The organism is Micromonospora sp. NPDC003944 (assembly GCF_053605225.1).
Genome location: NZ_JBSGIV010000043.1, coordinates 47811 through 61802 on the forward strand (window position 1 = coordinate 47811; position 13992 = coordinate 61802).

The window sequence follows — 13992 nt, forward strand, 5'->3', positions numbered from 1 at the left end:
CCCGTTTCGGCGGCGGGTAGGCTGCCCGCCGTGGCTGGTCTGTTGAGGAATGTCGCGGCGCGTATCTCTCGGGTCGGCGCGGTGATCCCGTCGCCCCGGCGTACCGGGCCGGCGCCCGCGCAGGTGGCCCGCCGCCGTCAGGTGAGCGCGTTGCAGCGCCGGGAGTTGACCTACGCCCCGGAGCGGGACGGCCAGGCCGACCCGGGCGAGATCGTCTGGACCTGGGTGCCGTACGAGGACGACCCCCGGCAGGGCAAGGACCGACCGGTACTGGTGGTCGGTCGGCACAGCCGGACCCTGTTCGGGCTGATGCTGTCCAGCCAGAGCGAGCGGGACGGGCAGCGGCACTGGTTCGCGCTCGGGCCGGGTGAGTGGGACCGCGACAACCGGCCGAGCTGGGTCCGGCTGGACCGGGTGCTCACCATGCGCGAGGACAGCATCCGCCGGGAGGGTGCGGTGCTGGACCGGCCCCGGTTCGACCGGGTCGGGCAGGCGTTACGCGCCGGCTACGGCTGGCGCTGAACCGCGCCGAGCTGCCCCTGGGGCAGCTCGACGGTGAGGTGCCCCCGCTCGTCCGGTCTACTCGCTGCTCGGGCCGACAGCGGCACCCTGCGCGTCCGGTGGCGGGTACGGCTGGTCGGCGAGGAGCCGGGCCAGGTGCGCGCTGTTGAGCGCCAGCGCCTTCGTGGTGCGGCCGGTGGTGTCGGGCTTGGGCCCGGCATCGCGGTAGTCCACGGTGTGCAGCGCCTCGCCGACCCAGTAGGTCGCGGCCGCGGCGGCAATCGTGAACCCGACCTCGTTGAGCGCCTGCTGCACCTCGCCGATGGTGTGGTGGGCGCCGTCCTCGTTGCCGACCACGGCGACACCTGCCACCTTGCCGTAGGTGCGGAGTCTGCCCTCGGCGTCGGTCTCGGAGAGTTCGGCGTCGAGGCGTTCGAGGACCATCTTGCAGACGCTCGAGGGCTGACCGAGCCAGATCGGCGTGGCGATGATGAGCACCTGGGCGGCCATCAGCTTGGCACGGATCGCCGGCCAACCGTCGCCGTCGCCCTCGTCCGTCGACACCCCGAAGCGCACGCCGTGATCCACGACCCGGAGCATCTCGCCCTCCACGCCCTGCGCGGCCAACTCGGCGAGCACCTCCCGACCGAGCTGCTCGGCGCTCGACGGGCCTGGTGACGGCTTCAGGGTGCAGTTGAGTACGAGGGCGCGGATGCTCGCCACGTCGGTTCCTTTCGCCGTCGTATGGGGGGTGCTGACTTCCCATACCCGGCCAACGTCCCGGAACACCTCGCCCACCGTGCGGGTCGGTGCGCTGCCCGGTCGGCGACCGGTGGGTCGGCCGGCAAAATCGCTGGGTCGGTGCCCGCAGCGCTGGCATGGTGTCGGCATGGCGCAGGACGTCGTACGGCAGGTGGTCGACCAGCTGCGGACGGGTTTCGGTCTGCGGGTGGCCGCGATGGAGAACGTCGCCCACGGCGCGGACCAGCACGCCCGACTGTGGCTGGCGCACACCGTCGACGGCGACCGGTACGCGGTGAAGCTGAGCGGTGGTGGCACCCCGGCCGGCCTGGTCGTGACGGCGTACCTGGCCGACCAGGGGGTGCCGGGCATCGCCGCGCCGCTGCGGGCCGTCGACGGCCGGCTGTCCGTCGACCACGACGGCCACCGCCTGTCGGTGGTGCCGTGGCTCTCCGACCAACGGGCTCTCGACGGCCCGATGACCGCCGCGCACTGGCGCGCGTACGGCGAGGTGCTGGCCGCCGTGCACGCGGTGCCGGTGACCGACGAGCTGAGCCGACTGCTGCCGGCGGGCGGTGCCGCGTACCCCTCGATCGTGGCCGCGACCCACGCGGTGGCCGCGCGGCTGCGCGACCCGGACCCGGCCGACCGCGCCAATCCCGTGCTCGCGGAGCTGGCGGCGGTGTGGTCCGGGGTGGCCGACCGGGTGAGCGCGTTGACAGGCGCGGTCGAGAGCCTCGCCGTCGGCCCGGCCGCGGGAGCCGGCACGGGCGTCGTCTGCCACGGCGACCCACACCTGGGCAACCTGCTGCTCGGCGACGGTGGGCAGGTCTGGCTGATCGACTGGGACGACGCGGTGCTCGCCCCGCCCGAGTGCGACCTCATGTTCGTCCTCGGTGGGGTGCTCGCCTTCGCGCCGATCACTCCCGAGCAGGAGGAGGCCGTGCTCGCCGGGTACGGCACTGCCGACGTCGACCCGGTGCGTCTGGCGTGGTTCCTCGCGGTCCGCGCGCTCGACGACCTGAGCGACTGGACCCGGCAGGCGCTGGACGCCGACGCGCAGGCGGCCGACCGGGACCGGGCGGCGCGGATCGTGCGGGGGTTGGTGTCACCAGTTGGTCTGGTCACCCTCGCCGACGCGGCGTTGCGCGACCTCGACCGGCCTCGCGCAGCGGGCCCCGGTGGTTCGGCGCGCCGGTCACCTGACCGGTCAGCGCTCCGCGAGGAACGCGCTGTCGACCAGTTGGCGGGGTGAGCGGGCGCCGCCGAGGCTCTTCGCCTGGTACATGGCCGCGTCGGCGCGGCTGAGCGCGTCGGTGAGCTGGGCCGGACCGGTCACCGGGGCGAGCCCGACGGAGGCGGTGACCCGGACGCTGCACCCGCTCAGCCGGATCGGCGCGGCGACGGTTTCGCTGAGCCGCCGGGTGGAGTGCTCGATCCAGCGCCTGTCGACGGTGGGGCTGGACAGCAACCCGGCGAACTCGTCGCCGCCGAGGCGGGCGACGAGGTTGTCCCCGGCGAAGCCGGCAAGCCGCTCGGCCACGCTGATCAGCACCTGGTCGCCGGCGGCGTGCCCGTACCGGTCGTTGATCTGCTTGAAGTCGTCCAGGTCGAGCACCACGGCGATCAGCGGCTGGCCGGCGGCGTCGGTGAGCAGGGCGGCGGCGAGCCGGTAGAAGGCGCGGCGGTTGGGCAGCCCGGTGAGCGGGTCGTGACTCGCGGCGTGCCGTTCGGCGGCCAGCTCGGCCTGGAGGTGGTCGATCTCGGCCTCGGCGCGCACCGCCCGTCGGCGTAGTTGCCAGGAGGAGAGCAACGCGCCGGCCGCGCAGACGCCGGAGGCGACGCTCATCGGATCCGGCACGAACCCTCCCATCGCCGCGACCGCCTCCAGCCTTCGGTTGACGCGGTATGCCGCGTCGGGCCAAGTTTTGCCTGATCGTTGCCCGTGCGGGGGTAACTCAAAGTGAACGGATGGGCACCGATCATGTGCGTTATCATGCTCGCCGTCGGGTGCAGATGCAATAGCAGATGCACGTGCAGAACCGTCCAATGTCGATACCGCACCCCCTCGCCGTTACCGCTCCTCCCACGGCCACCGGCGGGCTCGTAACAGAAAGACGCGTCGATGCTGCAGCCACCCAATGGCGTACCGATCCACCAGTTGCCTCCGCTGAGCTGGCAGAAGAGCCGTCGCAGCAACCCCAGCGGCAACTGCGTCGAACTCGCCGAACTGCCCGGGGGAGCGGGCATCGCGGTTCGCAACTCACGACACCCGGAGGGGCCGGCGCTGATCTACACAGTGGACGAGATCGCCGCCTTCGTTCTCGGTGCGCGGGACGGTGATTTCGACCATCTGATCAACTGACCGTCCGGGGGCGGGTCGTCCCGGCGACGGGACTTATTCACCGGCGCGGAGGAGTTCACCTCACTGTCGGTTCATGGCATGCTTACACGTCGGCCGGGCCGGGGCGCCCGGCCGCCGTGGGTCGGTGTCCGGAGGTCCGCACGTGACGATGGTTCCCGCCGAGGGTGGCCCGACAACCGGGCCGACCGTGCTGCGCATGCTGCTCGGCGCCCAACTGCGCCGCCTGCGGGAGTCCAGTGGGGTGTCCCGGGAGGGCGCCGGCTGGGAGATCCGCTCCTCCGAATCCAAGATCAGTCGGATGGAGTTGGGTCGGGTCGGCTTCAAGGAGCGCGACGTCGCCGACCTGTTGACCCTCTACGGCGTCACCGAGGAGCACGAGCGGGACGCGCTGCTCAAGCTCGCCCGGGACGCGAACAGCCCCGGCTGGTGGCACCGCTACGGCGACGTGCTGCCGTCCTGGTTCCAGTCGTACCTGGGCCTGGAGGCCGCCGCCGCGCTGATCCGCAGCTACGAGGTGCAGTTCGTGCCCGGCCTGCTGCAGACCCGGGAGTACGCCCGCGCGGTCGTGCTGCTCGGGCACGGCACGGCCGGTCCGGGCGAGATCGACAGGCGCGTCGCGCTGCGGATGCAGCGTCAGCAGTTGCTGCAGCGGGAGAATCCTCCGCAGCTCTGGGCCGTGGTGGACGAGGCCGCACTGCGCCGGCCCATCGGCGGCCCCGAGGTCATGCGCGGCCAGCTCACCGCGCTCATCGAGGCGACCAAGTCGCCCCACATCCGGCTCCAGGTCATCCCGTTCGCCGCCGGCGGTCACGCCGCCGCCGGGGGAGCCTTCACCATCCTCCGCTTCGGCGACCAGGAACTGCCCGACATCGTCTACATCGAACAGCTCACCAGCGCCATCTACCTCGACAAGCGCGACGACCTGGACTACTACGCCGTGGCCATGGAGCGGCTCTGCGTCGAGGCCGAGCCGCCGGAGCGGACGGCGGACATCCTCGGCCGTCTGCTGGACGACCTCTATCCCGCCTGATAGGCCGTCGGGGCAACGACTTCGCGCCGGACGGCCGTAGCATGGTCGTCGACCGTGGACAGTGGACGGACGTCAGTGCGGAGGCAGTCGTGACCACCGATACTTCGGGCCAGGCGGCTGGTTCGCCGAGCGACCGCATCGACACCTCGGTGGCCCACCCGGCCCGCCGTTACAACTACTGGCTGGGCGGCAAGGACAACTTCCAGGCCGACCGCGACTCCGGTGACGCCATGGCGGCCGCCTTCCCGACCATCCGCACCGCCGCTCTGGAGAACCGCCGCTTCCTTCAGCGGGCGGTGCGTCACCTGGCCCGGGAGGCCGGCATCCGGCAGTTCCTCGACGTCGGCACCGGCATCCCGACCGCTAACAACACCCACGAGGTCGCCCAGAGCATCACGCCGGAGTCCCGGGTCGTCTACGTGGACAACGACCCGATCGTGCTGGCCCACGCCCGCGCGCTGTTGACCAGTTCGCCGGCGGGCGCCACCGCTTACATCGACGCTGACCTGCGCAGCCCGGAGCGGATCCTCGCCCACCCGGAGTTGGGGCGCACCCTCGACCTGTCGCAGCCGGTCGCCCTCATGCTGGTGGCGGTGCTGCACTTCGTGTCCGACGAGGACGACCCCGGTGCGCTGGTGCGGCGTCTGCTCGCCGCACTGCCGGCGGGCAGCTACCTGGCCGCCTCGCATGCCACCCACGAGTACTTCCCTCCGGCGATCGCCGCGCAGGCCAGGGCGGCGGGCCGCAGCGGTGGCCCGAACGGGCCCATCCACCTGCGCACTCACGAGGAGTTCGCCGGCTTCTTCGCCGGTCTCGACGTGGTCGAGCCGGGCATCACCTCGCTCGCCGAGTGGCGAGCCGCGAGCGAGCCGCAGCCGCGGCCCTCGGCGGTCGAGGTGAGCATGTACGGCGGCGTCGCCCGCCTGCCCTGAGCGAGCGGGCCCAGCAGAGCTCTCGACCCACGTATTGACCGACGCCGTCTCGTCCGGCTAGCCTCTGTATCGATACAGACTGGATCGATACAGAGAGGTGCCGGTGAAGCCAACACTCCAAGCCGTGGCCGATGCCGTCGGCGTCTCGCGCAGCACCGTGTCCAACGCCTACAGCCGCCCCGACCAGCTCTCCGCCACCCTGCGTGAGCGCATCCTGGACGCTGCCCGGCAACTCGGGTACCCCGGTCCCAACCCCACCGCGCGCTCCCTGCGTCGGGGCTTCGTCGGGTCGATCGGAGTGCTGTTCACCTCACAACTGTCTTACGCCTTCACCGACCCGTTCGCGGTCCGGTTCCTCGCCGGGGTCGGGTCGGCGGCCGAGCGGCACGGCACGAGCATGTTGCTGGTGCCGCTGCCGCCGGCGGTGACCGACGCCCGGCGGGCGGTGGAGAACGCCGCGGTCGACGGGTTCTGCGTCTACTGCGTCGCCGACGAGGAGTGGGCGTTGGACGTGATCCGCCAACGCGGGCTGCCCTTCGTCAGCACGGCATCCCGCGACGACGCCGGCGCCGACGAGCGGTTCGTCGGCATCGACGAACGGGTCGCCGCGCGCAGTGCCGCCGCGCACGTCGCCGGCCTCGGGCACCGCCGGGTGGCGCTGCTCGCCGACTCCGTGCTTCCCGACGCGCCGGCCGGCCCGCTCACCCTGGCCGGGGTCGATAAGGTGCCGCATCCGACCACCCGAGGTCGGCTCACCGGCTTCGCCGACGCCTTCGCCGAGGTCGGCGTCGGCTGGGCCGAGCTGACGGTGGTCAACGTCCCTGGCAACAGCCGGCCGGCGGCAGCCGCCACCATCGCCGAGCTCTTCGACCAACCCGCACCGCCGACCGCCGTGCTGGCCGGCTCCGACGTCCTCGCACTTGGCGTGCTCGACGCCCTCGCCGCACGGCCGGCGCACGATCGCCCCACCGTCTCGGTGACCGGGTTCGACGACGTCCCCGAGGCCGCCGCGGCGGGCCTCACCACCGTTCGGCAACCGGCCGAGGAGAAGGGCCGGATCGCCGCCGAACTGCTGCTCGACCCACCCGCGACCGCCGCAGCCGGTCACGTGCTGCTGCCCACCGCACTCGTCGTCCGGGGCTCCACCGGACCCGTCCAGAGGAGTTGACCATGGAACTTCCCACCGGCTACATCACCGCGCTCGACGCCATGAACCGGCACGTCAACTCCGCCCGCCCGGACGCCCCGGTCCAGGCCGACCACCCCCGTCGGGCCCTGCTCGCTCCGACCCGACAGGCCACCGCCCTCGCTCTGCGCCGGCTCGCCGACCGCATCCAGCCGCGACCGTTGCCCGGCACCCCGCGCTGCTCCTGATCCGCAGCAATCCCATTCCGGCATGCACGGGACGAACGGTGTGGGTCCGGGCACGCAGAGTGGTCGAGGGGCGAGTTGCCAGGCAGACTGGTGAAGCCATGTCGCCGTTCATGCCCACTCTCCGCCTCCACGACCGCTACGTACTGCACGAGCGGATCGGTCTCGGTGGCATGTCCGAGGTGTGGCGGGGCGACGACGAGGTGCTGGGGCGGCCGGTCGCGATCAAGGTGCTCGCCGGGCAGTTCGCCACCGACCCGCAGTTGCGGGCCACCATCCAACGCGAGGCCCGCGCGGCCGCCCGGCTGACCCACCCCCAGGTGACCCAGGTGTACGACTACGCCGAGGCGACCCTCGACGGCGGCGTCGTGGTTCCGTACCTGGTGATGGAGCTCGTCGACGGCCACAACCTGGCCGATCGGCTGCGGGCCGGGCCGCTGCCCTGGCCGGAGGCGGTCCGGGTGGCCGGGCAGATCGCCGCCGCGCTGGCCGCCGCGCACCGCATCGGCGTCGTGCACCGCGACGTCAAGCCGGGCAACGTCATGCTCACCGACACCGGCGCCAAGGTGCTCGACTTCGGCATCGCCGCGCTCGGCAGCCTCGACAGCCAGTCCGGCGAACCGCTGATGGGCACACCCGCCTACTTCGCCCCGGAACGGCTGACCGCGGGCCCGCCCGACCCGGCGAGCGACGTGTACGCCCTCGGCGCCCTGCTCTACCGCACCCTCACCGGGCGGGCACCACTGCCCGTGCAGAGCTGGGAGGACGCGTTGGAGGTGCACCGGCGGGGCACCCCGGTGCCGCCGCTGCGGGTGCCCGGCCTGCCCGCCGACATCGCCGAGCTGACCGTCGCCTGTCTGGCCGCCAACCCGGCCGACCGGCCGAGCGCCGCGCACCTGGCCCGACGCTTCGGCGCCGGTCAGCCGGTCGAACCGCCCACCGAGTTGCTGCGCATCCGGCCGGCCGCCCACCCGCCCACCCTGATCGACAGGTCGGTGCTGGCCCGCCCCGCTCCGGCTGCCGCCGCGCCGGCCCGACGCCGATCGCGCCGACCCCTCGCCGCGCTCGTCGCCGCCGTGCTGATCGGCGCCGGCGCCCTGTTCGCGCAGAATCCGTTCGATGACCCGGGCACACCCGACCCGGCCGAGGTGGCCGACGCTCCCTCAAGCTCCGCCCCGGCCCCCGCACCCACGACGCACTCGCCGACACCGACCACGGCGTCGTCGCCGTCCGCCGCCAGCACCGCGCCGCCGACCGTCGGGCAACAGATACCTGTCAGCTTCCGCGAGGTGACGAGCGAGTTCGCCACCGTCCTGGCCACCGCGGTCGCCCGTGGTGACATCGACCCCAGGACCGCCGAAGACCTGCGCGACGACCTCGCCGACCTCAACCGCCGAGGCCGGGACCGCGCCAAGCGCGTCGCCGACCTGCGCGACGACATCGCCGAGCTGGTGCGACGGGACCGGCTACCAGCGCAGACGGGCGCGCGACTCGACGCTCTGCTCAGCCGGGCCGACAGCTTCTCCACCGGCCGTACGGACGACTGATAACCCCGTCGATACCGCTGGCATGATGTCCCGATGCGGACACGTCTGATCTTCGTGCGACACGGCGAGTCGGTCCACCAGATCGAAGGGATCGTCGGTGGACCAGGTGGCTGTCGGGGCCTCACCCACCGCGGCCACGAGCAGGCCCACGACCTGGCCAATCGGCTCACCGCCGAGGTTGCCGCCGACGGGCCGGTGGCGGTCTACTCGTCCGTGCTGCGCAGGGCGGTCGAGACCGCGCAACCGATCGGCACGGCGTTTGGTGTCCGGCCCGTGGCCGACTGTGGTCTCTGCACCTGGCACACACCCCCGTACGCCGACGGCCTGCCGACCGCCCGCTTCCGCACCGAGCACGCGGTGGCGGGCGGCGGCGTGTTCCGACCGTTCGAGGAGGGCAACGAGAGCTGGGCCGAACTGGTGGTCCGGGTCAGCCGCGCGATCATGGAGATCGCCCACCGGCACCGGGGCTCCACAGTGGTCCTGGTCGGGCACAGCGAGACCGTCGAGGGCGGGTTCCACGCGCTCGCCGCGCAGCCGGTCTTCCGGGCGTTCGACCTGGACGTGCCCCCAGCCTCGATCACCGAATGGACCACCGACCACGACCCGGGCGGTTGGCCGCCGGCCCGCTGGACGCTGCGCCGCTTCGCCGACACGGCGGGGTGGGCCCGGGGGTGATCCCGGCCCGGCCCTGCCGCCCGGGGCCGGCCCAACCCTGCCGCCCAGGGCCCGGCGCGGGCAGGTGGCGCCGCTAGTCGGCGGCCAGGATCTGCTCGCGCAGGATCTCCGCGTGCCCGCAGTGCTGAGCAAGCTCGCGCAGCACGTGCAGGTAGACCCAGCGCAGCGGCAGCGGACCGCGCCGGTTGCCGCGGAGCAGGTCGTCGAGGCCCAGGGTGGACGTGGCGCGGCGGGAGGCTTCGCACGCCTCCCGGTGGGTGCGCTGGATGGTGGCGATGGTGTCGCCGTCGTCGAGGACGAACGACTCGTCCGGCGTGGCGGGGATGCCGATCTCCGAGCGGGGCCGACACGTGACGGCCTCGTCGAACCAGACCTTCTCCACGAACGCGGCGTGCTTCACCAGACCCAGCAGCGTGGTCCGGGACGGCACCAACGAGCGGCGCGCCTGCTCCTCGGTCAGCCCGTCCAGGTAGCCGTTGAGCGCCCTGCGGTGCTCGTCGACGAACGCCTCGAACTGCGCCTGAGCTGACTGGCCGACGACATCATCGGCGAAGGTCCCCGGGAAAGAGGTCATTCCCGAAGCATTCCAAGATCGCCGTCGGCGCGCAAACACCGACCGTAACGCGGTCGCCGTCCGCCCACTGCTCCGATCCAGCAGTGCCGGGTACCGCCCTGGCTGCCCCACCCGTCCGGAGATCATTGCGTCACCCTAACCGCGCCCGCCGCCACGGTCGGGCGACGCGAGGCTGACGCTTATCGACTCGCCCGGCTCGGTGCCCGCGCGCGCGAGGACCTCGCCGTCCGGCGTCCAGACGCCCGAGCGCCCCGCCGCCTCGGTGTAACCACCCCCGGTCGACCCGGCGAAGCTCGCCACCGCCACCCAGACCCCGTGCGCGGTGGCGACCCGGTACGCCCGCTGCTCCGTCACGGCGGCGTCGCGGGCAGACTCCAGGACGCCCGCCGCGTACACGTCGATGCCCAGCGCGGCCGTCCGTTCCGCGTGCGCGGCCACGCCGGTGTCCTTGCAGATCGCCAGCCCCACCCGCCAACCGTCCACATCGAGCACGACCGGCGCATCGCCGGGCCGGAACCGGCGGGCCTCCGCGTCCCCCAGCCACATCTTCCGGTACGCCACCGTCGCACCGCCGCCGGTCACCGCCAGCGTCGCGATGTGGTCGCCCGCGACCGGCGCACCAACCAGGGCCAGCGCACCCGCCTCGGCGCACGCCTCGACCAGCGGCGTCAACCGCGGGTCGTCGACCGACACGACCGGCGCGTGCAACTCGTACCCCGTCAGCGACAGCTCCGGAAAGACCACCACCCGGGCGCACGCCGCGCGGACCGCGGCGGCGTGCGCACGGGCGTTCGCCGCGACATCCAGGGGTACGCACGGCGGCTGCGCCACCGCGAGCCGCAGCGGGGTGCGGCTTACCGCACCCCCTCCGGTGCGGTCGACCCGCGCGGCCGGGTGGTCGGCCTCATGGTCGACTCTCAGGATGACTTCGTAACGTGGGCGCATGACTCGAACGTCCCACGCCGTTTTCGCCACCGGAACCCCCGCCGCCGCAGCGGAACCACCGCAGGACGGGATCGTCGGCTACGTCACCGACCTGGTGGAACGACTCGGTGGACCGGGTGCCGGCCTGGCGGTGGCGTTGGAGAACCTGTTCCCGCCGATCCCCAGTGAGGTGATCCTGCCGCTGGCCGGGTTCGTCGCCGCGCAGGGACGGATGAGTCTGGTCGGGGCGATCTTCTGGACGACGCTCGGCTCGGTGGTCGGCGCGCTCGCGCTCTACCTGATCGGCGCGGCGCTCGGGCGCGACCGGATGCGGGCCATCGTGGCGCGGCTCCCGCTGGTCAAGCTCACCGACGTGGACCGGACCGAGGCGTGGTTCCTGCGGCACGGGGTGAAGGCGGTCTTCTTCGGCCGGATGATCCCGATCTTCCGCAGCCTGATCTCCATCCCGGCCGGCGTGGAGCGGATGCCGGTGGCCACGTTCGTGCTCTACACCACGCTGGGCAGCCTGATCTGGAACACCACCTTCGTGCTCGCCGGCTACCTGCTCGGCGACAACTGGCACCTCGTCGAGGGCTACGCCGGCATGCTCCAGAAGGTGGTGATCGTCGTCTGCGCGGCGGCGGCCGTCTGGTTCGTCGGGTCCCGCGTGTTGAAGGCCCGTCGCGCCGCCCGGAATCCCGAGCCGACCGAGCCCGGGCAGAGCCCGCTGAACGGCATGCCCGACCCGGGCGGTCGCGGCACCCTCTACCGCAGCGGTTCGTGGGCCTCGGAGGAGCGCTAGCACCTCACTCTGGTTCCCTTTGCTCTGCACCCCCTCCTTCGCTCTGCACCCCGTATCGCACCGGTGTTGCCTGTCGGAGGACCAGACAAAGGCGGAGCAGACTCGGTGTGGAGGGCGAGCGAGGTGATGGTGTCGGAACGCCGAACCGGCAGATGGTGGGAACGGCTTCGGCTGCCCCTTGGCGTGGCCGTCGGAATCGCGACGGCCGCCGTCGGGTTCGCCTTTCTCGCCGTCGCGGCCGCCGCGTTCAGCGTGTGCACCTTCGCGCCGGCCGCAGGCCGTCGGGCTGCAGCTGACCTGACCAGCAGGTACGCGGTGCAACTGGTGCGGTGGGAACACCGCCGCCTCACCGGGCTGCTCGGTGCGGAGGATCTGCCCGCGCCGAACGCTGTGGCGACCCGGCGGCAGCTCGGCTACCTGGCCGCCCGACTGCTACCCGGCGTACTCGGCCTGCTGGCCTACGCCGTGCTTGGCATCGGCGTGGTGCTGGCCGGGATCGTGCTGCGCGCGGCGGTGCACGGAGAGCTGACCCTTCTCGGTGCCCTGTCCCAGATCGCCGTCGGGGCGGTGCTGCTACTGCTCAACGTTCAGACCGTCACCAGCATCGCCGCGTTGGACATTGGGCTGGCGCGACGACTGCTCGGCCCGGGCAGCCGGGCGGAGCTGACGAGGCGGCTCCACGAGCTGACCACCAGTCGGGCCGGAGTCATCGCCGCGGTCGACGCCGAACGGCAGCGCATCGAACGCGACCTGCATGACGGCCTCCAACAGCGGCTGGTCGCCCTCGGCATGCTGCTCGGCCGGGCCCGGCGCGCCCGCGACGCCGACCGCGCGCACGCGCTGCTCAGCAGGGCACACGAGGACGTACAGTTGGCCATCGAGGAGTTGCGGCAGGTGGCGTGGCGCGTCTACCCGTCGGCCCTGGACAGCAGCGACCTGGGCGAGGTGCTGGCCATCGTCGCCCGCGGATCCGAGGTGCCGGTGCGGATCCGCTGCGAGCTGCCCACCCGCCCCGAACGGCAACTGGAGACGGTGCTGTACTTCGTGGCCTGCGAGGCGCTCACCAACGCGGCGAAACACGCCGCCGCTAGCCTGGTCACCGTCGATATCGACGTACGGGATGGGTGGATCCGGATGCGCGTGCACGACGACGGCGTCGGCGGGGCGGAACCGACCGGGCGCGGGTTGTCCGGGCTGGCGCGGCGGGTCGCCGCGCTGGACGGCCGACTGCGCGTGACCAGCCCCGCCGGCGGGCCGACGACCGTGCTGGCAGAGTTGCCGTGCGACTAGTCCTCGCCGAAGACTCGACGCTGCTCCGGGAGGGCTTGACGCGGCTGCTCGCCGACGAGGACCACCAGGTGCTGGCAGCGGTCGGGACCGCGGACCAGCTTGTCGAGGCGGTCGGACAGTCCCGTCCCGACGTGGTCGTCACCGACGTCCGGATGCCACCGACCCACACCGATGACGGGCTGCGAGCCGCCCTGGACATCCGCCGTCGGTGGCCCGACACCGGCGTCCTCGTGCTCTCCCAGTACGTGGAGCGGCGTTACGCCGCACGGCTGCTCGCGGACCGCCCCGAGGGGGTCGGCTACCTGCTCAAGGACCGGGTCGCCCAGGTCGACGACTTCCTCGACGCACTCGACCGGGTCGCCGCCGGAGGCACCGCCCTCGACCCGGAGGTGGTCCGTCAGGTGGTGGCCGGCTCGCAACGGCCCGACCCGCTCGGTCGGCTCACGCCGCGCGAACGTGATGTGTTGCACGAGATGGCCCAGGGGCACACGAACCTCACCATCGCCCAGCGGCTGCACGTATCGCAGAGCGCCGTCGAGAAGCACGTCAACGCCATCTTCGACAAACTCGACCTCGCGCGCACGACCGGCTACAGCCGACGAATCCTCGCGGTCCTGCGTTACCTCGGCACCTGACCCGCCCGGACCGACGTCCAGGCCAGCCTCGGTCCGCTGGGTCCGCTGGGTCCGCGCGGTCCGCTGGGTCCGCTCGGTCCGCCCGGTCCGCTCGGTCCGCGCATGATCGACTCGGGTTCCTTGATATCGGGGTGTCCTGCCGTCCGGGATGCCCCGGCTTCCGTAAACCCGAGTGGATCTCGCGGGTGAGGCCGGATAACGCCGCACGCCCGACGTGGTTTGGGTGGTTTGTGCGGTGGTGGATGGGTGTGGGGGTGTGACCGGGCGCACTCGTGGGTTGGAATCGTGGCCGGGGCGGGGTCGTTACACACCCTGACGATCGCAGTACCACCGACCCGCCGCCCCGCTCTCGCGGGGGCCCGTCGTTGGTGGGAATGGCGGCCTCCGCCCGGTCGTTACCGTCCCCACGAACGACCGCAGGGCCAACCCCGGAATGACCCCGGCCCCCCGGTCGTTACACAGGGACCCGGCGCCACGAGCCCCCCGCTCGTCAGGTCGCCGACCCCTCAAACTTTTTGTGCAGCGCCGGACGAGGTGCTCACACCCGTTGTAGGTGTGCGGGTGTCCTTACCCCCGAAGGAGCTTCCCCCTCATGACCACGATCT

The 13992-nt window shown here is 72.5% G+C and carries 16 protein-coding genes; 12 read left to right on the forward strand and 4 right to left on the reverse strand.

The features are described from left to right. Window positions 1-30: 30 nt before the first annotated feature. Entirely contained in the window at window positions 31-522 is a 492-nt protein-coding gene (locus ACWER9_RS21205; protein ID WP_030336385.1) for a type II toxin-antitoxin system PemK/MazF family toxin, read from the forward strand. A gap of 57 nt (window positions 523-579) precedes the next feature. Here ACWER9_RS21205 and ACWER9_RS21210 read toward each other — a convergent pair whose 3' ends face one another. Beyond that, on the reverse strand, window positions 580-1224 hold the full coding sequence (locus ACWER9_RS21210; protein ID WP_452303465.1) for a flavodoxin family protein: 645 nt from the start codon (window positions 1222-1224) through the stop codon (window positions 580-582). Window positions 1225-1390: 166 nt separating this feature from the next. Between ACWER9_RS21210 and ACWER9_RS21215 the strand changes: the two genes are divergently transcribed. Beyond that, the gene (locus tag ACWER9_RS21215; protein WP_452303466.1) at window positions 1391-2497 is read left to right on the forward strand and encodes a phosphotransferase enzyme family protein; all 1107 of its coding nucleotides are present in this window, start codon (window positions 1391-1393) and stop codon (window positions 2495-2497) included. On the opposite strand, the gene ACWER9_RS21220 is transcribed toward ACWER9_RS21215, so the two are convergent. Further along, window positions 2453-3103, reverse strand: a complete 651-nt coding sequence (locus ACWER9_RS21220; RefSeq protein WP_452303467.1) for a GGDEF domain-containing protein — start codon at window positions 3101-3103, stop codon at window positions 2453-2455. The two genes, ACWER9_RS21215 and ACWER9_RS21220, sit on opposite strands and share 45 nt — an antisense overlap. A 267-nt stretch (window positions 3104-3370) precedes the next feature. Between ACWER9_RS21220 and ACWER9_RS21225 the strand changes: the two genes are divergently transcribed. The 7 genes from ACWER9_RS21225 (at window position 3371) to ACWER9_RS21255 (ending at window position 9162) form a co-directional block, all read left to right on the forward strand. Next, window positions 3371-3607: a DUF397 domain-containing protein gene (locus ACWER9_RS21225; protein WP_354973666.1), complete on the forward strand. Its 237-nt coding sequence runs from the start codon at window positions 3371-3373 to the stop codon at window positions 3605-3607. 148 nt (window positions 3608-3755) lie between these two features. Further along, window positions 3756-4637, forward strand: coding sequence for a helix-turn-helix domain-containing protein (locus ACWER9_RS21230; RefSeq protein ID WP_452303481.1), 882 nt, complete (start codon window positions 3756-3758; stop codon window positions 4635-4637). An 89-nt stretch (window positions 4638-4726) separates the two neighbouring features. Further along, complete coding sequence (locus tag ACWER9_RS21235; RefSeq protein ID WP_452303468.1) at window positions 4727-5569, forward strand: SAM-dependent methyltransferase; 843 nt, start codon at window positions 4727-4729, stop codon at window positions 5567-5569. Window positions 5570-5693: 124 nt separating this feature from the next. Next, window positions 5694-6737 (forward strand): LacI family DNA-binding transcriptional regulator, encoded by a 1044-nt coding sequence (locus tag ACWER9_RS21240; RefSeq protein WP_452303469.1) that lies wholly within the window; start codon window positions 5694-5696, stop codon window positions 6735-6737. Between the two features lie 2 nt (window positions 6738-6739). Further along, entirely contained in the window at window positions 6740-6943 is a 204-nt protein-coding gene (locus ACWER9_RS21245) for a hypothetical protein (protein ID WP_452303470.1), read from the forward strand. A gap of 110 nt (window positions 6944-7053) precedes the next feature. Then, a complete protein-coding gene (locus tag ACWER9_RS21250; protein ID WP_452303471.1) occupies window positions 7054-8487 on the forward strand; it encodes a serine/threonine-protein kinase in 1434 nt (477 codons plus the stop codon). A 33-nt stretch (window positions 8488-8520) separates the two neighbouring features. Beyond that, window positions 8521-9162 (forward strand): histidine phosphatase family protein, encoded by a 642-nt coding sequence (locus ACWER9_RS21255; RefSeq protein ID WP_452303472.1) that lies wholly within the window; start codon window positions 8521-8523, stop codon window positions 9160-9162. A gap of 73 nt (window positions 9163-9235) precedes the next feature. Here ACWER9_RS21255 and ACWER9_RS21260 read toward each other — a convergent pair whose 3' ends face one another. Together ACWER9_RS21260 and ACWER9_RS21265 are read right to left on the reverse strand one after the other, a co-directional pair. Further along, window positions 9236-9736, reverse strand: coding sequence for a DinB family protein (locus ACWER9_RS21260; protein ID WP_452303473.1), 501 nt, complete (start codon window positions 9734-9736; stop codon window positions 9236-9238). A gap of 135 nt (window positions 9737-9871) precedes the next feature. Continuing rightward, on the reverse strand, window positions 9872-10681 hold the full coding sequence (locus ACWER9_RS21265) for a carbon-nitrogen hydrolase family protein (protein ID WP_452303474.1): 810 nt from the start codon (window positions 10679-10681) through the stop codon (window positions 9872-9874). On the opposite strand from ACWER9_RS21265, the gene ACWER9_RS21270 reads away from it, so the two are divergent. The 3 genes from ACWER9_RS21270 (at window position 10680) to ACWER9_RS21280 (ending at window position 13387) form a co-directional block, all read left to right on the forward strand. Continuing rightward, window positions 10680-11462, forward strand: a complete 783-nt coding sequence (locus tag ACWER9_RS21270; protein ID WP_452303475.1) for a DedA family protein — start codon at window positions 10680-10682, stop codon at window positions 11460-11462. The genes ACWER9_RS21265 and ACWER9_RS21270 overlap by 2 nt on opposite strands. Window positions 11463-11645: 183 nt before the next feature. Beyond that, window positions 11646-12752: a sensor histidine kinase gene (locus ACWER9_RS21275; protein ID WP_452303476.1), complete on the forward strand. Its 1107-nt coding sequence runs from the start codon at window positions 11646-11648 to the stop codon at window positions 12750-12752. Beyond that, window positions 12743-13387 (forward strand): response regulator, encoded by a 645-nt coding sequence (locus ACWER9_RS21280; protein ID WP_452303477.1) that lies wholly within the window; start codon window positions 12743-12745, stop codon window positions 13385-13387. Before ACWER9_RS21275 ends, ACWER9_RS21280 begins: the two co-directional genes overlap by 10 nt. Window positions 13388-13992 lie beyond the last annotated feature (605 nt).

Excerpts from the sequence above, each read along its gene's own strand:
- ACWER9_RS21215 (WP_452303466.1), top strand. The coding sequence starts at position 1,391 with ATGGCGCAGGACGTCGTACGGCAGGTGGTCGACCAGCTGCGGACGGGT.
- ACWER9_RS21230 (WP_452303481.1), top strand. The coding sequence starts at position 3,756 with ATGGTTCCCGCCGAGGGTGGCCCGACAACCGGGCCGACCGTGCTGCGC.
- ACWER9_RS21245 (WP_452303470.1), top strand. The coding sequence starts at position 6,740 with ATGGAACTTCCCACCGGCTACATCACCGCGCTCGACGCCATGAACCGG.
- ACWER9_RS21250 (WP_452303471.1), top strand. The coding sequence starts at position 7,054 with ATGCCCACTCTCCGCCTCCACGACCGCTACGTACTGCACGAGCGGATC.
- ACWER9_RS21255 (WP_452303472.1), top strand. The coding sequence starts at position 8,521 with ATGCGGACACGTCTGATCTTCGTGCGACACGGCGAGTCGGTCCACCAG.
- ACWER9_RS21260 (WP_452303473.1), bottom strand. The coding sequence starts at position 9,736 with ATGACCTCTTTCCCGGGGACCTTCGCCGATGATGTCGTCGGCCAGTCA.
- ACWER9_RS21270 (WP_452303475.1), top strand. The coding sequence starts at position 10,680 with ATGACTCGAACGTCCCACGCCGTTTTCGCCACCGGAACCCCCGCCGCC.
- ACWER9_RS21265 (WP_452303474.1), bottom strand. The coding sequence starts at position 10,681 with ATGCGCCCACGTTACGAAGTCATCCTGAGAGTCGACCATGAGGCCGAC.